The sequence below is a fragment of the Pseudomonas sp. Irchel 3E13 genome (genome assembly GCF_900187455.1).
Classification (GTDB): domain Bacteria; phylum Pseudomonadota; class Gammaproteobacteria; order Pseudomonadales; family Pseudomonadaceae; genus Aquipseudomonas.
In genome coordinates this window covers 12,160-37,924 of record NZ_FYDX01000021.1, presented here as the reverse complement: position 1 = coordinate 37,924, position 25,765 = coordinate 12,160, and the positions used below count along the sequence as shown (strand labels likewise).

Sequence of the window (25,765 nt, the reverse complement as noted above, 5' to 3'; positions counted from 1 at the left end):
GAACTCCTTGTAGGTTGGAGTTCGCAGCCTAGAGAGGTGACACGGCAGCGTCTGTGAGACGTTTCTGAAAGAGCTTGGGGAAATTAAGCAAGTTCGCGGAAGGGCCGAGCGGCCATCCCGCGAACTCGTGTCCTCAACGCACCAGATGCAAGTACTGCAAATGCCGTTCGTACTGGTCGAGGATGTCGTTGATGATCTGCTCCTTGCTGTAGCCCATCAGGTCGTAATCCTGGCTGCCTTCGCTCAGGTGCACTTCGGCGCGGTAGTAGCGACGGTTCTTCTGCTCCTGGGTGCCCAGCCCGGCGAGGGCGAAGGACGGAGTGAAGTAGCCGCGCATCTGCACCTGGTAGATAAACGGCTGTTCCTCTCCATGCCCGATCTTCAGGCTGACGTTGTCATGGCTCGGGTCTTCCTGGGTGATGACGTTCAGACCCTTCTCGGCATACACCTCGGTCACTTCGGCAATCGCCGGACGCACCACGTCGTCCATGAAGCGGTACACCTCATCGCGTGACGGGAAGTGCACGGCCTGGCTCAGGCGCTTGCGCCAGCCGCCGCGACCGCGCCGCGACTCGGCGAACGGCGCCAGCGAGTGCATCTGCGCAATCTGTCGCTGCGATTCCAGGTAGAACGCCTTGTGCAGCCCCCACATCATCGCCAGCAGGATCAGCGAGAACGGCAGCGAGGTCAGCACCACCGCAGACTTCAGCGAGTCGATGCTGCCGGCGAACAACAAGCCGCTGGTGACCAGCGCGGTCATCACGCCCCAGAACACCCGCAGCCAGTTCGGCCCGTCCTCGTCGGTGCTGCCGCCCTTGGCCGAGAGCGTCGAGAGCACCACGGTGCCGGAGTCGGCCGAGGTGACGAAGAACACGAAGCTGATAAACACCGTGACGGCGATCACCACCTTGCTCCACGGGTAGGTTTCCAGCAGCAGGTAGAGGGTCATCGACGGGTTTTCGATGGCCGAGTCGGCCAGCGCGGTCATGCCGTGATCGAGGACCTGGCTCAGCGCGCTGTTGCCGAAGATCGACATCCACGCCAGGGTGAAACCCAGCGGGATCAGCAGCACGCCGAAGACGAATTCGCGGATGGTCCGACCGCGGGAAATCCGCGCGATGAACAGCCCCACGAACGGCGCCCAGGCAATCCACCAGGCCCAATAGAACACCGTCCAGTTGCCCAGCCAGTCGTTGGCCTGGGTGTAGGCGTAGACGTCGAAGCTCTTGCGCGGCAACACGGCGAGGTAGTCGCCGAGGTTCTGGATCAGGGTGTTGAACAGGTGCTGGGTCGGCCCGGCGAACAGCACGAACAGCAGCAGCGCGCAGGCCAGGAACAGGTTGATATCGGACATGACCCGCACGCCCTTCTCCACCCCGGCCACCGCCACCATCACCGCCGCGCCCATCATCAGCGCGATCAGCGCCACCTGCACCCACTGGCTATGGGGGACGCCGAACAGGTAGTCGAGGCCGGAGTTCAGGTGCAGCACGCCGAAGCCCATGTCAGCGCCAAGGCCGAACACCGTGGCGATGATGCCGAAGCCGTCCACCGCGTAGCCGATGGGCCCGTTGATGCGTTTGCCGATCAGCGGATACAGCGCCGAACGCAGCGCCAGCGGCAGGTTGTGGCGGTAGGCGAAGTAAGCCAGGGCCATGCCGACGAAGGCGAACACGCCCCAGCCATGCAGGCCCCAATGCAAGAACAGCAACTGCATTGCCTGGCGCCCCGCCTCCACCGTGCCGGCCTCGCCCTGGGGCGGTTGCATCAGGTGGGTGAGCGGTTCGGAAACGCAGAAGAAAAACAGGGTGATGCTGATGCCCGCGGCGAACAGCATGCCGGCCCAGGACAGGTAGCTGAACTCGGGCTGGTCGTGGTCGGCGCCGAGCTTGATCTTGCCGTAACCCGACAGCGCGGTGACCACCACGAACACCAGGTACAGGGTCATCGCCAGCATGTAGTACCAGCCGACGGTGTGCGCCGCCCAGTTTTGCGCAGCCAGCAGCCACTCGCCCGCGGCTTGCGGGTTGGCGATCACAATCAGGGCGAAGAGCAGGATGAAGCCGGCGGCGAAGTAGAACACCGGTGGGTTCATGCGGATTTTGTCGCGGGAATTGTTTGACGGCGCACTCATGGGCGGTGCACCTCGCAAGGCGGGAAAGTGGATGGATTGAACGGGTTCAGCAAAGGCTAATCCTCCTGATGAACACCGGCAGTTCACCAGCGTTTAATTTGAACAAGCGTTCAAGTTAAACATGGATACGAATTTGAAGCGACCGATAGCCGACCGTTAGCGTTGGTTTTTTGGGGCCTGATCGCGAGCAAGCTCGCTCCTACAAATCGGGCGTTTATCACAACGCCTGTAGGAGCGAGCTTGCTCGCGATCAGGCCTCCAAACGACCTCTTACTTCTGCGCCCCATCCGCATGCTGCAGCAGGTTCGCCTGGGTCAGGTTGCTGTCCGCCGGCACGCTGCGGGTCAGCCAGACGTTACCGCCGATGGTCGAGCCCTTGCCGATGGTGATCCGTCCCAGAATGGTCGCGCCGGCATAAATCACCACATCGTCCTCGACGATCGGGTGACGCGGATGGCCCTTCTGCAGCTTGCCGCATTCGTCTTCGGGGAAGCGCTTGGCGCCGAGGGTCACGGCCTGGTAGATGCGCACCCGCTCGCCAATGATCGCGGTCTCGCCAATCACCACGCCGGTGCCGTGGTCGATGAAGAAACTCGGGCCGATTTGCGCGCCAGGGTGGATGTCGATACCGGTCGCCGAGTGCGCCAGCTCCGAGCTGATCCGCGCCAGCAACGGCAGGCCGGCGCGGTACAGGTGGTGGGCGAGACGGTGATGGATGATCGCCAGCACGCCCGGGTAGCACAGCAGCACTTCATCGACGCTGCGCGCCGCCGGGTCGCCGTGGAAGGCGGCCAGAACGTCGGTGTCGAGCAGGACACGCATGGCCGGCAAGGCGGCGGCGAATTCCTGGATCAGGCGCAGGGCGGTGGCGTCGACATTGGCGTCCTCGGCCTGGCCGTGCCGCGCCGCATAGCGCAGTTCCAGGCGGGCCTGGGCCAGCAGTGAAGTCAATGCCGCGTCGAGGGTGTGGCCGACGTAGAAGTCTTCGCTTTCTTCACGCAGGTCCACCGGCCCCAGGCGCATCGGGAACAACGCGCCGCACAACTGTTCGAGGATCTGTCGTACGGCCTCACGCGACGGCAATTCGCGCCCGCCCTGCTCGCCGCTGCTGCGGCCATTGCGGGTGCGCCACTGATCGCGGGCCGAACGAAGCTGGCCGACGATGGACTGAAGTTGCCAATACCCGGATTGCGCGTTGTCGCTCACGGTTGTTTCTCCTGCTGGGCGGCGTGGGACTGGAAGGGGAAGGCCGCTCTCTTGAACCGCACTCTACGACATGAAACGGGGGGGGAAAAAATAATGGTTTATGCCGGTTGGCTATATAGATGGCATAAGCCGATTGGGCCTGCCTCAGGCGGCCATCGCGAGCACGCTCGCTCCTGCAGAATTCATCCGGTGCTGCTGCCAGGCACGGTTGCCCATGCCCGAATGCCTGCCTATGCTCGAATTTTCCTACAACCGACTTCCGCCATGATCGAACGACAACTCGCCCGCTTCAATCGCCTGGAACTGCTCGCCACGCCCACCCCGCTGGAAAAACTTCAGCGGCTTTCCGACTGGGCCGGGCGCGAGATCTGGATCAAGCGCGATGACCTCACCCCGCTGGCCCTCGGCGGCAACAAACTGCGCAAGCTCGAGTACCTCGCCGCCGACGCCCTGGCCAAGGGCGCCGACACCCTGATCACCGCCGGCGCGATCCAGTCCAATCACGTGCGCCAGACTGCCGCCCTCGCCGCCCGCCTCGGCCTCGGCTGCGTGGCACTGCTGGAAAACCCGATCGGCACCGACGCGGCCAGCTACCTGGAAAACGGCAACCGCCTGCTGCTGGACCTGTTCGACGCCAAGGTCGAGTTGGTGGACAACCTCGACAACGCCGACGACCTGCTGCAAGCCCTCGCCGTGCGCCTGCACGCCAGCGGCCGCAAGCCGTACTTGGTGCCCATCGGCGGCTCCAACGCCCTTGGCGCGCTGGGTTATGTACGCGCAGGCCTGGAACTGGCCGAGCAGATCGAACAGAGCGGCCAGACTTTCGCCGGCGTAGTGCTCGCCTCAGGCAGCGCCGGCACCCACAGCGGCCTGGCCCTGGCGCTGGCCGAGCGCTTGCCGGACCTGCCGGTGATCGGCATCACCGTGTCGCGCAGCGAAGAGGCGCAACTGCCTAAGGTCCAGGGCCTCGCCGAGCGCACCGCGGAGTTATTGGGCGTCCGTTTGCCGGACGCGTTCAAGGTACGTTTGTGGGACGAGTACTACGCTCCACGCTATGGCGAAGCCAACGCTGGCGGCCTCGCAGCTATCCATTTACTGGCCAGCCACGAAGGGCTGCTGCTCGATCCGGTGTACACCGGCAAGGCCATGGCCGGCCTTTTGGACGGCATCGCCCGGCAGCGATTCGATGACGGCCCGCTGATTTTTCTGCACACCGGCGGAGCCCCGGCATTATTCGCCTACCCTGATGTCTGTAAACGCTGAAACTGGCGTCGGTTTATAGGTCAAACCGCTATAGGAAAATGCTTTTTTATTATTTTTTGACTCTATGAATCGCGCCCTATAGTCACCACCACTTTCACAACAAGACTGGGGACAGGGCATGACGATTTCCGTTTTCACCAAACGCATTCTGGGTATCGGCGCCGGCATCGTTCTGGGCGCCAGCGTGCTCAGCCAGGCCATCGCCGGCGAGCAATTGCAGACCATCAAGGACAAGGGCGTCATCAACATCGGCCTGGAAGGCACCTACCCGCCGTTCAGCTACGTCGATGCCGACGGCAAGCTCACCGGCTTCGAGGTGGAACTGTCCGAGGCCCTGGCCAAGCAACTGGGGGTCAAGGCCAAGGTGCAGCCGACCAAATGGGACGGCATCCTCGCCGCCCTGGAATCCAAGCGCCTGGACGTGGTGGTCAACCAGGTGACGATCTCCGAAGAGCGCAAGAAAAAATACGACTTCTCCAAGCCCTACACCGTGTCCGGCATCCAGGCACTGATCCTGAAGAAAAAGGCTGCGGAGCTGAATATCAATGCCGCCGCCGACCTGGCCGGCAAGAAAGTCGGCGTCGGCCTGGGCACCAACTACGAACAGTGGGTCAAGCAGGACGTGCCGAAGGCCGACGTGCGCACCTATGAAGATGATCCGAGCAAGTTCGCCGACCTGCGCAACGGCCGCATCGACGCCATCCTGATCGACCGCCTCGCCGCCCTCGAATACGCCCAGAAAGCCAAGGACACCGAACTCGCCGGCGCCGCCTTCTCGCGCCTGGAGTCGGGCATCGCACTGCGCAAGGGCGAGCCGGAACTGCTCGACGCCATCAACCAGGCACTGGACAAGCTGCGGGCTGACGGCACGCTGGCCAAGCTGTCGGAGAAATACTTCGGTGCTGATGTCACGCAATGATCGCTGAAAGCCTGCAACTCGTTGCCGACTCCGCGCCCTTCCTGCTGAAGGGCGCTGGCTACACGGTGCTGCTCAGTGTCGGCGGCATGTTCTTCGGCCTGCTGCTCGGCTTTGCCCTGGCACTGATGCGCCTGTCGAAGACACCGCTGCTGGACTGGCCGGCGCGCATCTACGTGTCGTTCTTTCGCGGCACGCCGCTGCTGGTGCAGTTATTCGTGATCTATTTCGGCATGCCGCAGATCGGGATCGAACTCGACCCGATCCCGGCGTCGCTGATCGGCCTGTCGCTGAACATGGCCGCGTACATCTGCGAAATCCTCCGCGGCGCCATCTCGTCGATCGACCGTGGTCAGTGGGAAGCGGCGGCCAGTATCGGCATGACCCGCACCCAGGCGATGCGCCGGGCGATCCTGCCGCAAGCCTTGCGCACCGCCCTGCCACCGCTGGGCAACAGCTTCATTTCGCTGGTCAAGGACACCGCCCTGGCGGCCACGATCCAGGTGCCCGAGCTGTTCCGCCAGGCGCAACTGATCACCGCGCGCACCTTCGAAGTCTTCACCATGTACCTCGCGGTGGCGGTCATCTACTGGGTGCTCTGCAGCGTCCTCGCCCACGTTCAGCAGCGCATGGAAACCCGGGTCAACCGGCATGACGAGGAGCCGCGACGATGATCCAGGTACAACGGCTGAACAAGCAGTTCAACGGCCAGACCGTGCTCAAAGACATCGACCTGACGGTCGAGCCCGGCGAGGTCATCGCCATCATCGGCCCCAGCGGCTCGGGCAAGACCACCTTCCTGCGCTGCCTGAACCTGCTGGAAACCCCCGACAGCGGGGTGATCCGCGTCGGCGATATCGAGATCGACGGCAGCCGCCCGCTCAGCCAGCAGTCGGGACTGATCCGGCGCTTGCGCCAAGAGGTCGGTTTCGTCTTCCAGAGCTTCAACCTGTTCCCCCATCGAACCGCCCTGGAAAACGTCATCGAAGGCCCGGTGGTGGTGAAGAAGACCCCGCGCGACAAAGCCGAGGCCCTGGGCCGGGCCTTGCTGGCCAAGGTCGGCCTGGCGGGCAAAGAGGATGCCTACCCACGCCGGCTCTCCGGCGGCCAGCAGCAGCGGGTCGCCATCGCACGCGCGTTGGCGATGGAGCCGCAAGTGATCCTTTTCGACGAACCCACCTCGGCGCTCGACCCGGAGCTGGTGGGCGAAGTGTTGGCGACCATCCGCGGCCTGGCCGAGGAAAAGCGCACCATGATCATCGTCACCCACGAAATGAATTTCGCCCGCGACGTCGCCAATCGGGTGATCTTTTTCGATAAGGGTGTGATCGTCGAGCAGGGCGAGGCGAAGGCGCTGTTTGCCAATCCGCAGCATGAGCGGACACGGCAGTTTCTCGGCAAGATTCTCGGGTCGGCCTGAGCATTCTCGGGACTCATCGCCTATGCAGCGATGAGCCCCGCAGCCCCGTCAGATGTTCTCGACTTTCTGCCAGACCTTCGGCTTGAAGAACAACGTCTCGCCCCGCGCGAGCCCGGTCAGGCTGTCGTGGTCCTTGACCACTTCGGCTTCGATCAGCTCGCTCTGCCCTTCCACTTTCAACGTCACCCGGGTGGTGGCGCCCAGTGGGCGGATGTCGCGGACTTCGGCGACGTGGTGGCCTTCCACTTCATGCCGCGACAGCGACACTTCATGCGGACGGAACAGGACGTGGTGGTTCTCGCTCAGGTGCAGGCGGTTCGAATCGCCCAGGAAGTGGTAGACGAAATCGCTGGCCGGGTTCTCGTAAACCTCGCCCGGCGAGCCGATCTGTTCGATCACGCCCTTGTTCATCACCACGATGCGGTCCGCCACTTCCATGGCTTCTTCCTGGTCGTGGGTCACGAACACGGAGGTCAGGTTGATGTCTTCGTGCAGCCGCGCCAGCCAGCGGCGCAGTTCTTTACGGACCTTGGCGTCCAGCGCGCCGAACGGTTCGTCCAGCAGCAGCACCTTGGGCTCGACCGCGAGGGCACGGGCCAGGGCGATACGCTGGCGCTGACCACCGGAAAGCTGCTCCGGATAACGATCAGCCAGCCAGTCGAGCTGGACCATGTTCAGCAGCTCGTGGACCTTCTCGGCAATGCGGCTTTCGTTCGGGCGCTCGCCCTTGGGCTTCATGCGCAGGCCGAAGGCGACGTTGTCGAACACGCTCATGTGACGGAACAGCGCGTAGTGCTGGAACACGAACCCGACGTTGCGATCACGCACGTCGTGGCCGGAAACGTCCTCGCCGTGGAACACGATATTGCCGTCGTCCGGGGTTTCCAGGCCGGCGATGATGCGCAGCAGGGTGGTTTTGCCACAGCCGGACGGGCCGAGCAGGGCCACCAGCTCGCCGCTGTGGATATCCAGGTTGATGTTGTTCAGGGCCTGGAAGGCATTGAAGCGCTTGCTGACATTACGAACTTCGATCGACATGAATTATTCCTCCGCTGCGCTTTGGCGCAGACGGTTAATGCGGTTCTCGCTCCACTGCTTGAGCAGCAGGATGAAGAGCGCCAGGATCAGCAACAGGCTGGCCACGCTGAAGGCCGCGACATGGTTGTATTCGTTGTAGAGGATCTCGACATGCAGCGGCAAGGTGTTAGTCACGCCGCGGATGTGGCCGGACACCACCGACACCGCGCCGAACTCACCCATCGCCCGCGCGGTACACAGCACCACGCCGTAGATCAGGCCCCATTTGATGTTCGGCACGGTCACGTGCCAGAACATCTGCCAGCCGTTGGCGCCCAGCAGGCGCGCGGCCTCTTCTTCCTGGGTGCCCTGCTCCTGCATCAGCGGGATCAGTTCACGGGCAACGAAGGGCACGGTGACGAAGATGGTCGCCAGGACGATACCCGGCAGGGCGAAGACGATCTGGATGTCGTGGTCCTGCAGCCATGGGCCAAGGAAGCCCTGGGCGCCGAACATCAGCACGTAGACCAGACCGGCGATCACCGGCGAGACCGAGAACGGCAGGTCGATCAGGGTGACCAGCACGCTTTTGCCGCGGAAGTTGTACTTGCTCACGCACCAGGCTGCGCTAACCCCGAACACCAGGTTCAGCGGCACCGAGATGGCCACGGCGATAAGGGTCAGTTTCAGCGCGGACAGGGCGTCGGCTTCGAAGATCGCCTCGAAGAACGTACCCAGGCCCATTTTCAGGCCCTGGGACACCACGATGACCAGCGGCAACAGCAGGAACAGGGCGAAGACCAGCCAGCCCAGGCCGATCAGGATACGCCGCGCGGAATCGCTGCCACGGCGGGCGGCATTGGCCGAAGCGGCTACGCCAACAGAAGATGCAGACATGCTCAGGCCTCCTTCAAGGGGTTTCGATACGCCGCTGCAGCAAGTTGATCAGCAGCAGCAGGATGAAGGAAACCACCAGCATCAGCACGCCGATGGCAGTGGCGCCGGTGTAGTCGTACTGGTCGAGCTTGACCATGATCAGCAGCGGCAGGATCTCGGTCTTCATCGGCATGTTGCCGGCAATGAAGATCACCGAACCGTACTCGCCGACCCCACGGGCGAAGGCCAGGGCGAAGCCGGTCAGCCACGCCGGCAGCAAGGCCGGCGCCAGCACATAACGGAACACCTGCAGCGGCTTGGCGCCGAGGCAGGCGGCGGCTTCTTCGACTTCACGCGGGATGTCGGCCAGCACCGGCTGCACCGTGCGCACCACGAACGGCAGGGTGACGAAGGTCAGTGCCAGGGTGATGCCGAGCGGGGTGTAGGCGATCTTGAAACCGAGGTCGGTGGCGAACTGGCCAACCCAGCCGGACGGCGCGTACAGCGCGGTGAGGGCGATACCGGCCACGGCGGTGGGCAGAGCGAACGGCAGGTCGATCATCGCGTCGATGATCTTGCGGCCGGGGAAGGTGTAGCGCACCAGCACCCAGGCCAGCAACGTGCCGATCAGGCCGTTGATGATGGCGGCGCAGAGGGCGGTGCCGAAGCTCAGCTTCAGTGCCGCGAGCACCCGCGGTGCACTGACGATGGCCCAGAACTGCTCCCAGGTGAGCTGGGCGGCATGCACGAACATGGCCCCCAGCGGTATGAGCACAATCAAGCTGAGGTACACCAAGGTGTAACCCAGCGTCAGCCCGAAGCCGGGTATGACGGGGGATATACGACGAGACATAAAGGTCCTTGGTTGAACGCATTGAGCCCGGGACTATGCCCGGGCCCATGCTGGCTACGAAACGGCTCCTGCTCTATCGGGCAACAATCACTGCGCCGTGTAGATCTGGTCGAAAACGCCACCGTCATTGAAGAACTTGGGTTGGGCAGTTTTCCAGCCGCCGAAGTCTTTGTCGATAGTCACCAGGTCCAGTTTCGGGAACTGCTTGGCGTATTCAGCGGCCACCTTGGCGTCACGCGGACGGTAGAAGTTGTCGGCGGCGATCTTCTGGCCAGCCGGGCTGTACAGGTGCTTGAGGTATTCCTCGGCGATCTGCTCGTTGCCTTTCTTCTCGGCGTTCTTGTCGACCACGGCCACTGGCGGCTCGGCGAGGATCGACAGGGACGGCACGACGATTTCGAACTTGTCGGCACCGCCGTCTTCTTTCAGGGCCAGGAAGGCTTCGTTTTCCCAGGCCAGCAGCACGTCACCCTGACCGTTGTTGACGAAGGTGATGGTCGAACCACGGGCGCCGGTATCCAGCACCGGTACGTGCTTGAACAGTTCTTTCACGTATTCCTGCGCCTTGGCTTCGCTGCCGCCGGCTTTCAGGCCGTAGGCCCAGGCGGCGAGGAAGTTCCAGCGGGCGCCGCCGGAGGTTTTCGGGTTCGGGGTGATGACCGAAACGTCTTTCTTGATCAGGTCGCCCCAGTCCTTGATGCCTTTCGGGTTGCCCTTGCGGACCAGGAACACGATGGTCGAGGTGTACGGGGTGCTGGCGTCCGGCAGGCGGGTCTGCCAGTTCTCCGGCAGGGTCTTGCCGAGCTTGGCGACTTCGTCGATGTCGCCGGCCAGGGCCAGGGTCACCACGTCGGCGCGCAGGCCGTCGATCACGGCACGGGCCTGTTTGCCCGAACCGCCGTGGGACTGCTGGATCTTCACTTTGTCGTCCGGGTGAGCCTGCTGCCAGTGCTTGATGAACTCGGCGTTGTACTGCTGATACAGCTCGCGGGTCGGGTCATAGGACACGTTCAACAGCTCGTAGTCCTTGGCGATGGCGGAACCGGCAAAAACGGCGCTGGCGAGTGCAGCCAGGGCATAACGGCGGATAGACATGGTGAAGCTCCCGATTGGCATTTTTTTCTAATGTGTTGGTGCGGCTGGCAGCGCTTCAGCTTGGTTTGTTGCTGGAGTTCTGCAGGCGGAATTTTTCCTTGCGTTCGATCTGTACGACTTGGGCGTTGTGCACAGTGATTTCCACCGCGCCGAATCGCAGGTCACGCAATGCGCTCTGGATTTCACGCAGGATGGTGGCTTCGTCCTGACCGTCAACGCTACGCAGAGATGCGCTCATGCTCGTGCTCCTGTGAATAAGGGGGCCCGGGAGCAGCGTTTAGGAAGGTGACTGCGCCTGGTGTAGGGGCAATCTTAGAGAGGGCTGAATATTCTTAAAAATACTATTTAAGAATGTTTATATAACTGAAAAATCAACTGCAAGCTTGAAGCGGCAAGCTGCCAGAAAAAGCGGTAGCAACGGCGCGGATCTGCTGTGACTTGCAGCTTGTAACTTGCAGCGTGCGGCTTAGAAGCGCAGATCCTGTGGCGGCACCGGCCGCCCGTACCAGTAGCCCTGGCCCATGTCGCACTGGTGCTCCAGCAGGAAGCGCGCCTGCTCGGACTGCTCGATACCCTCGGCATGGATCTGCATCCCCATGCTGCGCGCCAGGGCGATGATGACCCGGACGATCGCCACGTCATCGTCATCATTGGGCAACCCGGCGACGAAGCCCTGGTCGATCTTCAGCTTCTGCACCGGCAAGCGCTTGAGCCGCAGCAGCGACGAGTAGCCGGTGCCGAAGTCGTCGATGGCCAGGCGCAAGCCCAGTTCACGCAGGCGATGCAGTTGTTCGAGGGCGACTTCGGGGTCTTCCATCACCGCGCTTTCGGTCACTTCGACCTCCAGCCGCGACGGCTCCAGCCCGGTTTCGTCCAGCACCCGGGCGACCTGCTGGTACATGTCGCGGTTGGCGAACAACCGGCTGGAAACGTTCACCGCGACGAACTCCAGCGCCCGCCCTTGCGCCAGCCACTCCACCATCTGCGAACAGGCCTGGCGCATGACCCAGGTGTCGATATCGGCGATCAGCCCGGTGCGCTCGGCAATCGGGATGAACTCCCCCGGCGGCACCAGCCCGCGTTCGGGATGCTGCCAGCGCACCAGCGATTCCAGGCCGATCATCCGGCCGCTGAACAGGTCATGCACCGGCTGGTAGTAGACCCGTAGTTCGCCCTGCTCCAACGCGCGGCGCAGTTCGATGGCGGTTTCGACCCGCTGCTGGGCATGAGCAGTGAGTTCTTCGGTGTACAGGGCATAGCCGGAACGGCCGTTGCTCTTGGCCTTGAACAACGCGGCATCGGCGTTGCGCAGCAACTGCTCGGCGCTTTGCGCATCGCTGGGGAACAGGCTGATGCCAATGCTCGCGCTGCTGAACAGGCGGTGGTTTTCCAGTTCGTAGGGCTCTTTGAGCACATCGACGATCAGTTGCGCGAGGTCCGCAGCCTGGCCGACCTGAGAGCAGTTTTCGCTGAGGATGGCGAATTCATCACCGCCGAGGCGCGCCAAGGTGACGCCGGGGTCGATCACCAATTTGAGACGATCGGCCACGGCCTTGAGCAACTGGTCGCCGATGTTGTGGCCGAGGCTGTCGTTGATGCTCTGGAAGTGGTCCAGGTCGAGCAGCAGCAAGGCGCAGCCGCGCTTGTTGGCCTGCGCCGTGGCCAGCGCTTGCTGGGCGCGGTCGTTGAACAGCAAGCGGTTGGGCAGGTCGGTCAGGGGGTCGTGGTGGACCAGATAGGCCAGCTCGCGTTCGGTGTGCTTGATCACGCTGATGTCGCTGAACACCGCGACATAGTGGGTCAACATCCCGCCATCGTCGCGGATCGCGCAAATGGTCTGCCACTGCGGGTACACCTCGCCGCTTTTGCGCCGGTTCCAGACCTCGCCGCTCCACTCGCCCTTGTCGTGCAGGGTCTGGTACATCTGCTGGTAGAACTTCTGGTCGTGGCGGCCGGACTTGAACTTGTTCGGTCGCTGACCGATGACTTCGTCCTTCTGGTAGCCGGTGATGCGCATGAAGGCGCGGTTCACATGGACGATGATGCCATCGGCGTTACTGACCAGCACGCCTTCGAGGGTGCTGTCGAACACCGCCGCGGCCATGCGCAGGCGTTCGCGGTCTTCGCGGCGCAAGCGCGCACCAAGGCCGATGAAATTGAGCAAACGCACGCGGGAAACGAAGATCAGCAAGGCGCTGCAGGCGGCCCATGTGTAGGCATTGATAAGCTGCCAGCGCGCCATCTGGGCCGGATCATCGAAAACACTGCTTAATATTTGATCAGAAACCACCAGCCAGAGAATTGACAGCACCAGGTAAAACGCGGCCATTCTCAGGGCGTCTCGTGCAGAAACAGACATAGGGTCACAGATGCCCACATCAAAAGATGGGGCATTATAGGGCAGAATTCCTCGTTGACCTCCTATCAAAAAGGCCGACTGGTTTTATTTAACATGCCAGTGATAATACTCATCGCTGTTTTTCCGCTCTAAGAGGGCATATCCACCTATGTGGTACTACGGTTTACTCGACCTGTCGGCCTGGCAATTGCTGGCGGTCACCCTGCTGATGACCCACGTGACCATCGTCGCGGTCACGGTCTATCTGCACCGCTATTCGGCGCACCGTTCCCTGGAACTGAACGCCGGCCTCAAGCATTTCTTCCGTTTCTGGCTGTGGCTGACCACGGCGCAGAACACCCGTGAGTGGACCGCTATCCACCGCAAGCACCACGCCAAATGCGAAACCGTGGACGATCCCCACAGCCCGGTGATCAAGGGCCTGTCCACGGTGCTGCGCAAGGGCGCCGAGCTGTACCGCGCCGAAGCGCAGAACCCGGAAACCCTGCGCATCTACGGCAAGAACTGCCCCGAAGACTGGATCGAGCGCAACCTCTACTCGCGCTACAAGCTCGGTGGCATCGCGCTGATGGCGGTGATCGACCTGCTGCTGTTCGGCACCATCGGCATCACCATCTGGGCGATCCAGATGATGTGGATTCCGTTCTGGGCTGCCGGCGTGGTCAACGGCCTTGGCCACGCGGTGGGCTACCGCAACTTCGAATGCCGCGACGCCGCGACCAACCTGGTGCCATGGGGCATCGTGATTGGCGGCGAAGAGCTGCACAACAACCATCACACCTACCCCAACTCGGCCAAGCTGTCGGTCAAGCGCTGGGAGTTCGACATGGGTTGGGCCTGGATCAAGCTGTTCACCTGGCTGCGCCTGGCCAAGGTGCAACGCGTCGCGCCGATCGCCCACCGGGTCGAAGGCAAGGGCCAGTTGGACATGGACACCGCCATGGCGATCCTCAACAACCGCTTCCAGATCATGGCCCAGTACCGCAAGTTGGTGATCGGCCCGCTGGTCAAGCAGGAGCTGGCCCGGGTCGATGACTCGGTGCGCCATCAGTTCCGCCGCGCCAAGCGCCTGCTGTCGCGCGAGACCAGCCTGCTGGAAGATCGTCATCACCAGCGCATCCAGACCATGCTGGAACACAGCCAGGCGCTCAAGACCATCTACGAGAAGCGCCTGGCGCTGCAGCAGATCTGGGCCCGCACCAGCGCCAACGGCCACGACATGCTCGCCGCGATCAAGGACTGGGTCCACGAGGCCGAGGCCAGCGGTATCCACTCGCTGCGCGAGTTCGCCGCGCAATTGAAAACCTACTCGCTGCGCCCTGCCCTGGCCTGATGGCCACTGATCGGAGCGCCCCGCCAGCGGGCGCTCCGCCTGGAACTTCCCCCCTTCATTTCGCTCTTACCAACATGTCGCCCGCCAGCCTGGCGGGTCGGGTCGTGGCCGCACGTCCCCGCCTTACAAGAAGTACTGCGAACATGGTCAATAGCACCCCACCGTTCAATCCGCCTCCCGAGGCGGCTCAGGTTTTGCTGGCGCTCATGCATGCTCAGGGCGAAGTCGCCCGCCTGAGCGAGCGCGAGCAACTGATCAGCTCCCTGCTCGACAGCGTCAACGCCATTCTCTGGGCCTTCGACTGGGAATCCCGGCAGATGCTCTACGTCAGCCCGGCCTACGAGCGCATCTTCGGCCGTCCCGCGAACCTGCTGCTGGCCGACTACAACCAGTGGCGCGACAGCATCTACCCCGACGACCTGGACTACGCCGAGCGCAGCCTTGCCGAAGTGCTGGTCAAAGGCGCGGTGGAAGATCGCGAGTACCGCATCATCGCCGCCGACGGCCAGGTGCGCTGGCTCAGCGACAAATGCTTCATCAACCAGCAGGCCGACGGCCAGCGGCTGATCGTGGTGGGCATGGCCGAGGACATCACCGAGAAGAAACTGCTCGAAGGCGAGCTGCAACGCCTGGCCACCACCGATGTGCTGACCCAGAGCAGCAACCGCCGGCACTTCTTCGACTGCGCCGGCCAGGCCTTCGACAAGGCCCGTCAGGATGGTGCGCCGCTGTCGTTCCTGCTGCTGGACATCGATGACTTCAAGCAGGTAAACGACACCTACGGCCACCCCGAGGGTGATCAAGTCTTGCAGCGCATCGCCGACAGCGGCAAGGCGGCGCTACGCCGGGGCGACCTGTTCGGGCGGATTGGTGGCGAGGAGTTCGCGGCGGTGTTCCCGGGTTGTACACCAGAGCTGGCGATGCAGGTGGCGCAGCGGCTGCAGCGGGAGATTCAGCGGCTGAGTTTCAGCCATGAAGGGCACACGTACGGCGTGACGGTCAGTCAGGGACTGACCGGCATGATCGAGGACGATGAAGTGCTCGATAACCTGTTTGCCCGGGCGGATGCGGCGATGTATGAGGCCAAGCGCAAAGGCAAGAATCAGATTGTTTTGGGGTGATTTCAATGGCCTCATCGCTGCATGGGGTATCTATCCATCTCGGAATTGTGTGGCGACCACGAGTTGCCTGTCAGAGGATCTGGCCATGGCCACCAAGTGCTACGCGATAGCTCTTCAGCGCTCTCAAGATCGAGCGCCGCCCGCGCGGCGCATCGCGACGGTTCGGCGCCCCGACAAGCTCGCTCCTACAGACAGAGGTTTGCAACGTGCCTATGTCTGTCAGGCCATGGTTGGCCGCCTTGTTTGTACGACGCGGTATCGAGTCGACCTAAACAGCTTCCCCGCGACTCATCGCCAAACGCCAAGGGCGGACAACACCTCTCTGGCAGGCCATGGCACGTTGCAACACATGTAGGAGCGAGCTTGCTCGCGATGCGCGGGCGGCGCTCGATCTCAAGGACGCTGAAGACATATCGGCTGACACATGGCAGCTACGACTTGACCATGAACTGTGTAGATATCTATGCAGCGATGAGGCCCTGAAACCTCACACCTTCCGCAACCGCTCCAACTCCGCCCGCCCCACTTTCAGCAACCGCGCCGTCTTCCCCGCCGCCAGCTCATCCAGCCCCTCTTCCGGCGCCAACCGCGCCAGTTGCCCGGCGAGGTTCATCACCAGGTCTTCGCGGGAATACACGCCACCGCCCAACTGGTACACCGCTGCGATCAACTCACGCAACTCCAGCGGCAAGCGCCAGCGCGTGCGCAGCGCCGAGCCGTAGCCCGCGCCGGATTGGCTCAGCGACAGTTCGATTTCATTTTCGTCCAGCTCGCCACCCGCCAAACGCCACTCCTGCAGGCAACGCAGCAGCGCCAGGTCGCCCAGGCAATGCAGCAACCCGGCGCAGTAGCAGCGCTCCAGGTCGAGTTCGAGCATTTGTGCCAGAGTCCGGCCGTATTCCGCCGTGCGCAGCGACAGGTTCCAGTACTGCTCGGCATAACGCGCCAGCACCGGGTCGCTGAGACGGGCACTGCGCTTGAGCGCGAGGCCAAGGATGAGGTTCATGCTCTGGGTGGTCCCCAGCTTGTTCAGCGCCTGCAGCAGGGTCTGCACGGCGCCCTCGCGGTGCAGCGCGGCGCTGTTGGCGGCGGCGATCAGCACGGCGGTGATTTGCGGATCGGAACGCACTTCTTCTTCCAGCACCCGCAGGTCCAGCCCCTGCGGGTTAAGCGCGCGCTTGATCGCCTGCTGCACATCGGCGAACAACGGGCCACCATCGGCGGTAGCGCGGTGTTCTTCGATAAAGCGCGCCAGCGTCAGCCCCGCGCGCAGCGGCGGCACTTCGCAGGAGACCGCCTCGCCGAGCTTGAGCAGTTGCTCTTCAAGGCGCTGGCGCAGCGAGTCGAGGTTCAGCGGTTTGCTCAGGTAGGCCGTGGGTGCCAGCGGCAGGGCTTCGCGCACGCTGGCCACGTCGGCACGGCTACTGATGAGGATGAACGGCAGCACCGGCGTCCGCGGTCGCGATCGGACCTTGCGCAGCAGGTCGAGGCCGTCGAGGCCCGGCAGTTCACGCGCAGCGATGATCAGGTCCGGTTGCCCGGTCAGTCCTTCCAGCGCTTCGTTGCCATTGGCGCAGACCTTCACCTTGGCGTCACAGCGCACGCTCAGCAGCATTTGCGTGAGCATGTCGCGCACCCACGGATCACCTTCGGCAATCAACACCTTGGGTGCAGCAGCGGGTGGATCTACAGCAGTCATCAGGTTCTCCTTACAGCCATCACACGCAGTCCGGTGCACCTTCCAAGGTGTCTCCTATGGAAACCTTAGCGCTCAACCTGTTCCCTGGGACGAAAAAAAACCCGCCGAAGCGGGTTTTTTTCTAGCGGATCACAGTTTACGCGAGTTCAGCGAAGCACTCTTCGATGATCGCCAGACCTTTGTCCAGCAGCGCGTCTTCAGCGGTCAGCGGAACCAGGATACGCAGGACGTTACCGTAGGTGCCGCAGGACAGCAGGATCAGACCCTTCTCGCGACCCTTGGCCACAACCTGGGCAACGGCGGCAGCGTTCGGGGTGTGAGTGCCTTTCTCGAAGACTTCAACAGCGATCATCGAGCCCAGGGCACGGACGTCACCGATGATCGGGTGCTTGGCCTGGATTTGCTTCAGACCGGCAACCAGACGCTCGCCAACAGCCTGGCTGCGCTCCAGCAGTTTCTCTTCTTCGAACACGTCCAGAACGGCCAGGGCCGCGGCGCACGCAACCGGCGAACCGGCGTAGGTGCCGCCCAGGCCGCCCGGGGCGATGGCGTCCATGTATTCGGCCTTGCCGCACACACCGGCCAGCGGGAAGCCGCCAGCGATGGATTTGGCGAAGGTGGTCAGGTCAGGCGCGACGCCCATCTGTTCCATGGCGAAGAAGGTGCCGGTACGGCCAGCGCCGGTTTGTACTTCGTCGGCGATCAGCAGGATGCCGTGCTGGTCGCACAGGGCGCGCAGACGCTTCATCAGCTCTTTCGGAGCAGGCAGGAAACCGCCTTCGCCCTGAACCGGCTCGATGATGATCGCGGCAATGTCACGTGGCTCGGCGTCGTTCTTGAAGATGCGCTCGATGGAAGCGATCGACTCGTCGATGCTCACGCCGTGCAGCTCGTTCGGGAACTGGGCGCGGAAGATGCCGCCTGGCATCAGGCCCATGCCTGCGGAGTAAGGCACGACTTTACCGGTCAGGCCCAGGGTCATCATGGTGCGACCGTGGTAGCCGCCGGTGAAGGCGATGATGCCAGCGCGGCCAGTGGCAGCACGGGCGATCTTGACGGCGTTTTCAACGGCTTCGGAGCCGGTGGTGACCAGCAGGGTCTTCTTGTCGAAGTCGCCTGGAACGCGGGCGTTGATTTTCTCGCACAGCTCGACGTACGGCTCGTAGGCCAGTACCTGGAAGCAGGTGTGAGTCAGCTTTTTCAGCTGAGCTTCAACGGCAGCGATGACTTTCGGGTGCAGGTGACCGGTGTTCAGTACCGCGATGCCGCCGGCGAAGTCGATGAACTCGCGGCCTTCAACGTCGGTAACGATGGCGTTCTTCGCGCTTTCAGCGAAGATCGGGTGGATCTGGCCAACACCGCGTGGAACAGCGGCGACACGACGTTGCATCAGGGATTCGTTGGTCTTGCTCATAAAGTCCTCAATTCGCCAGCGTGGTGGCGAGATTCAAGATGGCGCCGGTATTCAACTGCAGTCAGCATTCGTTGATCGACTGGTGCAGGGGCCCGGTAGCCGGATGTATCTATGTAAAAAAGGCCAGCGAGACGTCGCTCTCGCGCCCCGCTGGCAGAGGTAAAGCCTTAACCGTGGATCAGACGCTGATGCACAGGTATTTGATTTCGAGGTAGTCCTCGATGCCGTACTTGGAACCTTCACGGCCCAGGCCCGACGCCTTGATCCCGCCGAATGGCGCGACTTCGTTGGAGATCAGGCCAGTGTTGATGCCGACCATGCCGTATTCCAGCGCTTCAGCAACACGGAACACACGGCTCATGTCACGGGCGTAGAAGTACGAAGCCAGACCGAATTCGGTGTCGTTGGACATGGCGATGACTTCGGCCTCGTCCTTGAAGCGGAACAGCGGCGCCAGTGGGCCGAAGGTCTCTTCTTTAGCGACAGCAGCGGTCTTCGGCACGTCGATCAGGATGGTCGGCTCGAAGAAGTTGCCTTCGATCAGTTTGCCGCCGGACAGCACCTTGGCACCTTTGGAAACGGCGTCTTCGATGTGTTCCTGAACCTTGGCAACAGCCTTGCCGTCGATCAGCGGGCCGGTGGTGGTGCCTTCTTCCAGACCGTTGCCGATCTTCAGTTTGGCGACCGCGGCTTTCAGCTTCTCGGCGAAGGCCTCGTAGACACCGTCCTGCACGTAAATGCGGTTGGCGCAGACGCAGGTCTGACCGTTGTTGCGGTACTTGGAAATGATCGCGCCTTCGACGGCCTTATCCAGGTCCGCGTCGTCGAACACGATGAACGGCGCGTTGCCGCCCAGTTCCAGGGAAACTTTTTTGATGTCCTTGGCGCATTCCTGCATCAGTTGACGACCGATTTCGGTCGAGCCAGTGAAGGACAGCTTGCGCACCAGCGAGTTGCCGGTCAGCTCGGAACCGACTTCGCCAGCGCTGCCGGTGATCACGCTCAGCACGCCAGCCGGGATACCGGCACGGGTAGCCAGCTCGACCAGAGCCAGAGCGGAGTAAGGAGTCTGCGAAGCAGGCTTGAGGACCATGGTGCAGCCAGCGGCCAGGGCCGGGCCGGCTTTACGGGTGATCATCGCTGCCGGGAAGTTCCACGGAGTGATGGCCGCGGTGACACCGATCGGCTGCTTGATAACGATCAGGCGCTTGTCTGGCTGGTGGCCAGGAATGACATCACCGTAGACGCGCTTGGCTTCTTCGGCGAACCACTCGATAAAGGAAGCGGCGTAGGCGATTTCGCCCTTGGCTTCGGCCAGCGGCTTGCCTTGTTCGGTGGTCATCAGACGAGCCAGGTCGTCCTGGTTCTCGATCATCAGTTCGAACCAGCGGCGCAGCTTGCCAGCGCGCTCTTTGGCGGTCAGTGCACGCCAGGCTGGCAGGGCCTTGTCGGCCGCTTCGATGGCGCGACGGGTTTCGGCGGCGCCCATTTTCGGCACGGTACCGATGACTTCACCGGTGGCCGGGTTGGTCACCTTGATGGTCTGGCCGTTGTCCGCATCCAGCCACTCACCGTTGATATAGGCTTGCTGGCGGAACAATTGGGCGTCTTTAAGCTGCATGTCGGCTTCCTTAACAGCACCGTGCTGGCACGGAGCGAATTATTGGATTTGAAAAAGGAGCCCGGAGAGGGCTGCCGTCAGGAATTCACACACCGGGCCGAAGCACGACACAAGCCACAGAGAAAAGCTCGTGTGTATCAGCACCAGACAAGAGCGTTTGAAATCTCGAACGAATCCTAGGAGTAACGAGGAAAAAGGACAATAGGGCGTTCGAAAAAAAGAACAAAATGCGACGAGTCGTGTCGGCCTTATTGAACAGACCGCCAAATGGAACCTTCATTCCGTGCGAAATAGAGCACAGCGGTTCTGGCGATGGACGGCGCCCCGGCAGATGGGTATCATGGCGCCCGCGTTGCACTCGTAGCTCAGCTGGATAGAGTACTGCCCTCCGAAGGCAGGGGTCGTGGGTTCGAATCCCGCCGAGTGCGCCATCTACAGAAAAGGCCCCGTGAGCAATCACGGGGCCTTTTTCATTGCCGTTTTCCGAAGTACTCGACCGCATCACCGCCAGCCTGCCCTGACGCATCAAAGCACAGGCTTGCTCTTCTGCTGCCACACCTCGCCGAACCCCTCGGTGCTGAAGGCCACGGTGTATTTGTCCAGCACCACCGGCACCAGCTTGTGGGTCATGAAGGCGTTGACGATGAATTGCTGGGCCGCCGGCGAGGTCGGCAGGTAAATGGACACCGGGTTGCCTTTTTCGTCGATCCGGCACTCATACAGCGCGCCGATGGGCTGGCTGTTCACTTCGATCACGACGTTATCCACGACCCGCGGCTTGCCGCACGCGGCAAAGCGGCTGAACAGCATGCGGGCGCCGCCTTCCGCGCTGTGGACCAAAGCGTTGTGGACCACGGTGTCTGTGTCCATGCCCTCGCTGTTGCTGAGCACCACGGAACTGTACGGCCGAGCCGGGCTGAAGTCGGTGCTGAGCATGTAGCGATGGGCGCTGATCCCCAGTCTTGCCGCGACGTCCTTGCCCGCGCCTTCCTTGAGGTCGATCAGACCGCCCGCCTGGGCGTTGGCGCAGAAGGTCGCGAGCAGCAGCGCGGCCGGCAGGCCGATGAGTTTTTTCAGGGTCGCTGGGTAAAACACGGGGTGGTCCTTGTGGTTTGAAATCATCTGTGGCGTGTCGCGCTGCATTTCACTCGACCCGCTCGCCTTCGATCAGCCGGCCCTGCCGTGCGCCGTGTTGCGCCATGTAGGCGGCGAGCTGCGCCAGGCGGGTGTCCAGCGCTTGCAACAGCCGGTTGCGGGTGGTCAGCACTTCTTTCTGGTTGAAGAAGCCCGGCTCCTCCAGGTAGATGCCGAACAACTGGTTGATCTGCGCCGGGTCGTCGATGACGAAGTTTTCTTCGGCGTTGTGGTTGTACAGCGCGACCATCTTGCCGACCTTGCTGTCCACCGGGTGCATGAACACCATGCTGACCTGCTGCCCCTCGCGAAGACGCAGGCGCGTGTTGTGCACCTGGAAGCACGATTCCTTGCCGTCTTCGTCATCACGGACCCAGAACTCATGCTCCTGCACGTTGCTGGAGCTGATATGGAAGGACGACGATCCGCCGCTCATCGAGCCGTAGCCGTTGGCGATGTAGCCGCTGCCGCCGCTGTGCGAGTGGCTGGCGTCGAGGTGGGTCTGGTTGCGCTTCTGGGTGTCGAGCACCTGGCCGTTGACTATGAAGAAGCTGAACTGGCGATCGAAGTGATTGAACGGCTCTTCGATGAAGTTCACGTCGTCGGGATTCAGGGTGATGTCGTACATGGTGCGGATCATTTCCGCGCGGGCCGCCTTGTCGAGCTTGGCCTGCTCGCGTAACTCGGCGCGTTTGACCTTGGCATCGTCGATGGCCTTCAGCGCCTGCGCCTTGAGGATCGGGGTCTTTTCCTGGGCGTAGGCCGCGGCCTTGCCGCCGGCTTCCTTGAGGATCGGCGCCGCCTTCTGACCGGCTTCCACCGCCATTTCCTTGGCCTTTTCCAGCGCTTGGGCAGCCTTGGCGGCCAGTTCCGGATTGGCGTCGATGGCTTTTTTCTTCAGGTCGTCCCACAGACTCATGGTTGTTGCTCCTTGCTCGGTGTGCCGCGGCACGGGCGATGGCCGGGAAATAATGGCAATTTAACCTGCGATGCGTGCAAGCGCGAAGGGTACGTGGCAAATGCGGTCATGGCCTCGTGACACATGAGCCACGAGGGGCAACATTCCATCACGGCCACCTTCTCAGGCAAAATCTCCTACAACTGATTCGCATTTCGTCTGTCAGTCCTGGAATTTTTGCAAGAAGGATCTCTATGAAGTGGTTCGTTTCACGCCCGGCACAGTGGCTGGGCCTGCTGGTTTGCCTGTTCACCTTGAACCTGGCCCACGCCGCCGAGGACGGCAGCGACAAGTCGATCACCGTGGAAAAGGACATCCGCACCACTCGGGTAGAAGCCGACGGCAGTTTCGAGGTACGCCACGAGCTGGTTTACCTGATCAATGAAGAACGCGCGATCAAGGCCCGCGCCCAGCAGTCCCTGCCGTATAACCGCACCCTGGAAGCCCTCGACGTGGTCGAGGCGTACACCCAGAAGCCTGATGGCCGCAAAGTCGCGGTCACTGCCGAGCAGATCAAGGAACAACAGGAGCAGGCGTCGGCCGACGCGCCGATGTTCTTCGACAGCCTGGTCAAAGTGGTGATCTTCCCCGAGGTGGCGGTCGGCGACCGGCTGGTGCTGACCTACAAGCGCCAGCGCAACACGGCGTTGTTCCCCGGCCAGTTCGAGGAACTGGTGTTCCCTGAACTGAGCCCGACCAAACAACTGACCCTGATCTACGACCTGCCCACCGGACTCGCGCTGAACGCCGAGGCCAAGGGCTTCAAGGCATCGAGCCCGAAAGCCGAGGCCGGGCGCAAGGTCTACCGCTGGGACTACCAGCCCGCGAAGCAACCGCGCCGGGAGATCGGCTCAGTGGCTTACGCCGACTACGGCCAGTACCTGGCGGTGTCGACCTTCAAGGATTACGCCGCCTTCGCCCAAGCCTACGCGGCGCGGGCCAAGGTCGAGGTGACCCCGGCAATCGCCGAGCTGGCAAAATCGCTCACCGCCAACGTCAGCGAGCCGCGGGCCAAGGCCCTGGTGCTGAGTGACTGGGTGCGCAAGAACATCCGCTACGTCGCCGTCTATATCGGTGCCGGCGGCGTGGTGCCGCATGCCGCCGATACCGTGCTGAGCAACCGCTATGGCGACTGCAAGGACCATGTCGCGCTGCTGCTGGCCCTGCTGGAGGCGGTGGATATCCACGGCACGCCGGCGCTGGTCAACCTCGGCACCGCCTACGTGTTGCCGAAGGTGCCGACCCTCGGGGTGATCAACCACAGCATTACCTACGTGCCGAGCCTGGACCTGTACCTGGACCCGACGATGAAAGCCATCGCCGCCGGTTTCCTGCCCGTGCCGGTGCTCGACAAACCCACCGTGCTGACCGGTCCGGCCACCCTCGGCCACACCCCAGCGGTCCAGCCAAGCCTGGTGAAAAGCACCACCACCTTCAACATCAGCGACAGCGGCGCGGCGGACTTCAAGCATGACTCGACCATCCAGGGCTGGGCCGCCGAGCTGAACCGCTACGGCCTGCGCAACATGCCGGCGGCCGAGCGCGACATGCTCATGCAGCGCATCCTCAGCGCCTATGGCCAGTCCGGCAGCGGCTCCGTCGAGGGCAAGAAACTGGACAAGCAGGGCTACAACTTCGCCCTGACGATCAACGGTCATACCCGCAACCTGGTCAACCTGCCCGGCCCGATCGGCATGCCGACCCTGAGCAGCTTCACCGGCGGCATCGCGCAGAACGTCTTCGGCTTCGTCACCGAGAAGGAACGGAACCAGGCGTTCACCTGCATTTCGGGGGTGACCGAGGAAGTCGCCCGCTTCGAATTCCCGGCCCAGGTGGAAATCATCGCCACGCCCAAGCCGGTGTCGCTCAAGGCCGAGTACGTCGACTACAGCGCCGACTACCGCCGCGAGGGCAACACCGTGGTGGTCACCCGGCGCCTGGATTTCCACAACCCGGGAGCGGTCTGTTCGCCGGAGATGTTCCGCGCCTTGCAGCCGACGCTGGAAGCGATGATTCATGACCTGGGCAGCCAGGTGATCGTGCAGAAAAGTTGATCCAGCGGGGGTTAGGCGACAAAAAAACCGGCGATGACGCTTTTCAATCGGGTTCATGCCGTTTTCGGCCTTGCCCCCTTGCCCCGCGTGCACGATTCTTGAGGGTATCTGGCGTTCCTACACCCAACCCCCATGCAGAGGGCGCGCAATGAAAACCGTGGCACAGCTATTGAAGTTGAAGTCCCAGCACGTTCAACAGGTCTACACCATCAAGCCTCACCAGACGGTGCTGGAAGCGCTGTTGGTGATGGCCGAGAAGAACGTCGGTGCGCTGCCGGTGGTCGAGGGCGGCAAGGTGGTGGGGATCGTCAGTGAGCGCGACTATGCGCGCAAGATGGTGCTCAAGGGCCGGTCTTCGGTCGGCACGGCGGTCAGCGAGATCATGAGCTCGCCGGTGATCACCGTGGATTCCCACCAGAATGTCGACACCTGCATGAACATGATGACCGACAGTCACCTGCGGCACCTGCCGGTGGTCGAGAACGGCGAGCTGCTCGGCCTGCTGTCGATCGGCGACCTGGTCAAGGAAGCCATCGCCGAACAGGCCGACCTGATTCGTCAGTTGGAGCAGTACATCCGCGGCGAGTGATCGCCCTTCAGCGGTATTCGCCCTCCAGCTCGTCGAGCTGGTGGTCGAAGCTGCGCAACCGCGCCGACCAGGTGTACACCAGCACTTCCAGGTCGCGGTTGAGCACCGCGCCGCCGCGCCGCTGGCTCTGTTGCGAATCGCACAGGTCGAGCTGGTAGCGCTCGCGGGCCATGGCCGCCGCCACGCTGGACAGCTCGCGGGCATTGTTCAGCCAGTGGCGGTGGTGGTCGTGGATTTCCTGATCGAGTTCCTGGCACTGCGCCTTGAGGGCTTCCAGGCTACGCTCGAGCGGCGTGCCTTCGAGTTCGCCCATGACTTCCTGGAAGGTGCGTCCAGGTTGCCAGTAACTCCCCCAAAAATAGCGATCGAACACGGTTTCGACCCGACGCAGCGCCACCTTGGTGTTCCAGATAGCGACCATCGTCCGGCCCTGTTCCAACTGGCGTCGGCGCACCTTGAGCAGTTGCCAGCGAATCCAGGCCAACGCGCTCAAGGCGAGGGCCGCAATCAGACCGGCGGATCCGTAGAGGAACTGCCGGGCCTGATCGAGCTGGTGGACTTCCCTGACCCCGTAGAAATAACCGGCGGTCAGCAGGCTCAAGGCTGTCACGGCAGCCCAGAAGCCAACGGCGTAGGGGTCTTTCATTGGCGCTGTCCCCTTGTTGTTTTTTTCTGAGCATAGCAACGCCAACTGGGGACATAG

The 25,765-nt window shown here is 62.6% G+C and carries 22 protein-coding genes and 1 tRNA gene; 9 read left to right on the top strand and 14 right to left on the bottom strand.

What is annotated here, in order from left to right; all coding sequences use genetic code 11:
* Positions 1-133: 133 nt before the first annotated feature.
* Positions 134-2,134 carry a choline transporter BetT gene (betT, locus tag CKW37_RS28525; RefSeq protein WP_095159452.1) on the bottom strand — a complete coding sequence of 667 codons (2,001 nt, stop codon included), beginning with the start codon at positions 2,132-2,134 and terminating at the stop codon, positions 134-136.
* Between the two features lie 270 nt (positions 2,135-2,404).
* Positions 2,405-3,340, bottom strand: coding sequence for a serine O-acetyltransferase EpsC (gene epsC / locus CKW37_RS28520; protein ID WP_095159451.1), 936 nt, complete (start codon positions 3,338-3,340; stop codon positions 2,405-2,407).
* 264 nt (positions 3,341-3,604) lie between these two features.
* Here epsC and CKW37_RS28515 point away from each other — a divergent pair, with 264 nt between their 5' ends.
* From CKW37_RS28515 to tcyN, 4 genes are all read left to right on the top strand, one after another.
* Entirely contained in the window at positions 3,605-4,603 is a 999-nt protein-coding gene (locus CKW37_RS28515; protein ID WP_095159450.1) for a D-cysteine desulfhydrase, read from the top strand.
* A 124-nt stretch (positions 4,604-4,727) separates the two neighbouring features.
* Positions 4,728-5,522 (top strand): cystine ABC transporter substrate-binding protein, encoded by a 795-nt coding sequence (gene tcyJ, locus CKW37_RS28510; protein WP_371864345.1) that lies wholly within the window; start codon positions 4,728-4,730, stop codon positions 5,520-5,522.
* Positions 5,519-6,193, top strand: a complete 675-nt coding sequence (gene tcyL, locus CKW37_RS28505; protein WP_095159448.1) for a cystine ABC transporter permease — start codon at positions 5,519-5,521, stop codon at positions 6,191-6,193. Before tcyJ ends, tcyL begins: the two co-directional genes overlap by 4 nt.
* Positions 6,190-6,939, top strand: a complete 750-nt coding sequence (gene tcyN, locus CKW37_RS28500; protein ID WP_095159447.1) for an L-cystine ABC transporter ATP-binding protein TcyN — start codon at positions 6,190-6,192, stop codon at positions 6,937-6,939. The genes tcyL and tcyN overlap by 4 nt, the downstream gene beginning before the upstream one ends.
* Before the next feature lie 48 nt (positions 6,940-6,987).
* Here the strand turns inward: tcyN and CKW37_RS28495 are convergent, their stop codons facing one another.
* The 6 genes from CKW37_RS28495 to dibA all read right to left on the bottom strand — a co-directional run bounded on the left by CKW37_RS28495 (position 6,988) and on the right by dibA (position 13,139).
* On the bottom strand, positions 6,988-7,977 hold the full coding sequence (locus tag CKW37_RS28495) for a sulfate/molybdate ABC transporter ATP-binding protein (RefSeq protein WP_095159446.1): 990 nt from the start codon (positions 7,975-7,977) through the stop codon (positions 6,988-6,990).
* Positions 7,978-7,980: 3 nt separating this feature from the next.
* Positions 7,981-8,853, bottom strand: a complete 873-nt coding sequence (cysW, locus tag CKW37_RS28490) for a sulfate ABC transporter permease subunit CysW (RefSeq protein WP_095159445.1) — start codon at positions 8,851-8,853, stop codon at positions 7,981-7,983.
* Between the two features lie 13 nt (positions 8,854-8,866).
* On the bottom strand, positions 8,867-9,685 hold the full coding sequence (gene cysT, locus CKW37_RS28485) for a sulfate ABC transporter permease subunit CysT (RefSeq protein ID WP_095159444.1): 819 nt from the start codon (positions 9,683-9,685) through the stop codon (positions 8,867-8,869).
* A gap of 87 nt (positions 9,686-9,772) precedes the next feature.
* Positions 9,773-10,780: a sulfate ABC transporter substrate-binding protein gene (locus CKW37_RS28480; RefSeq protein ID WP_095159443.1), complete on the bottom strand. Its 1,008-nt coding sequence runs from the start codon at positions 10,778-10,780 to the stop codon at positions 9,773-9,775.
* Positions 10,781-10,835: 55 nt separating this feature from the next.
* A complete protein-coding gene (oscA, locus tag CKW37_RS28475) occupies positions 10,836-11,018 on the bottom strand; it encodes a sulfur starvation response protein OscA (protein ID WP_095159442.1) in 183 nt (60 codons plus the stop codon).
* 228 nt (positions 11,019-11,246) lie between these two features.
* A complete protein-coding gene (dibA, locus tag CKW37_RS28470) occupies positions 11,247-13,139 on the bottom strand; it encodes a phosphodiesterase DibA (protein ID WP_095159441.1) in 1,893 nt (630 codons plus the stop codon).
* 148 nt (positions 13,140-13,287) lie between these two features.
* On the opposite strand from dibA, the gene desA reads away from it, so the two are divergent.
* The gene (gene desA / locus CKW37_RS28465; RefSeq protein ID WP_095159440.1) at positions 13,288-14,472 is read left to right on the top strand and encodes a delta-9 fatty acid desaturase DesA; all 1,185 of its coding nucleotides are present in this window, start codon (positions 13,288-13,290) and stop codon (positions 14,470-14,472) included.
* A gap of 143 nt (positions 14,473-14,615) precedes the next feature.
* Positions 14,616-15,593 carry a sensor domain-containing diguanylate cyclase gene (locus tag CKW37_RS28460; RefSeq protein WP_095159439.1) on the top strand — a complete coding sequence of 326 codons (978 nt, stop codon included), beginning with the start codon at positions 14,616-14,618 and terminating at the stop codon, positions 15,591-15,593.
* Positions 15,594-16,080: 487 nt separating this feature from the next.
* Here the strand turns inward: CKW37_RS28460 and CKW37_RS28455 are convergent, their stop codons facing one another.
* From CKW37_RS28455 to gabD, 3 genes are all read right to left on the bottom strand, one after another.
* Positions 16,081-17,292, bottom strand: a complete 1,212-nt coding sequence (locus CKW37_RS28455) for a response regulator (protein ID WP_095159438.1) — start codon at positions 17,290-17,292, stop codon at positions 16,081-16,083.
* A 136-nt stretch (positions 17,293-17,428) separates the two neighbouring features.
* Positions 17,429-18,706, bottom strand: a complete 1,278-nt coding sequence (gabT, locus tag CKW37_RS28450) for a 4-aminobutyrate--2-oxoglutarate transaminase (RefSeq protein ID WP_095159437.1) — start codon at positions 18,704-18,706, stop codon at positions 17,429-17,431.
* Positions 18,707-18,884: 178 nt separating this feature from the next.
* Entirely contained in the window at positions 18,885-20,327 is a 1,443-nt protein-coding gene (gabD, locus tag CKW37_RS28445; RefSeq protein WP_095159436.1) for an NADP-dependent succinate-semialdehyde dehydrogenase, read from the bottom strand.
* A gap of 354 nt (positions 20,328-20,681) precedes the next feature.
* Here gabD and CKW37_RS28440 point away from each other — a divergent pair.
* Positions 20,682-20,758 (top strand) — tRNA-Arg (locus tag CKW37_RS28440).
* A gap of 94 nt (positions 20,759-20,852) precedes the next feature.
* Here CKW37_RS28440 and CKW37_RS28435 read toward each other — a convergent pair.
* Positions 20,853-21,422 carry a hypothetical protein gene (locus CKW37_RS28435; protein ID WP_143502163.1) on the bottom strand — a complete coding sequence of 190 codons (570 nt, stop codon included), beginning with the start codon at positions 21,420-21,422 and terminating at the stop codon, positions 20,853-20,855.
* Between the two features lie 49 nt (positions 21,423-21,471).
* Entirely contained in the window at positions 21,472-22,380 is a 909-nt protein-coding gene (locus CKW37_RS28430; protein WP_095159434.1) for a hypothetical protein, read from the bottom strand.
* A gap of 233 nt (positions 22,381-22,613) precedes the next feature.
* Here CKW37_RS28430 and CKW37_RS28425 point away from each other — a divergent pair, with 233 nt between their 5' ends.
* Both CKW37_RS28425 and CKW37_RS28420 read left to right on the top strand, forming a co-directional pair.
* Positions 22,614-24,473 carry a DUF3857 and transglutaminase domain-containing protein gene (locus CKW37_RS28425; protein WP_095159433.1) on the top strand — a complete coding sequence of 620 codons (1,860 nt, stop codon included), beginning with the start codon at positions 22,614-22,616 and terminating at the stop codon, positions 24,471-24,473.
* Positions 24,474-24,621: 148 nt separating this feature from the next.
* Positions 24,622-25,062 (top strand): CBS domain-containing protein, encoded by a 441-nt coding sequence (locus CKW37_RS28420; protein ID WP_095159432.1) that lies wholly within the window; start codon positions 24,622-24,624, stop codon positions 25,060-25,062.
* A 7-nt stretch (positions 25,063-25,069) separates the two neighbouring features.
* Here the strand turns inward: CKW37_RS28420 and CKW37_RS28415 are convergent, their stop codons facing one another.
* Complete coding sequence (locus tag CKW37_RS28415; protein WP_095159431.1) at positions 25,070-25,708, bottom strand: NADH:ubiquinone oxidoreductase subunit N; 639 nt, start codon at positions 25,706-25,708, stop codon at positions 25,070-25,072.
* Positions 25,709-25,765 lie beyond the last annotated feature (57 nt).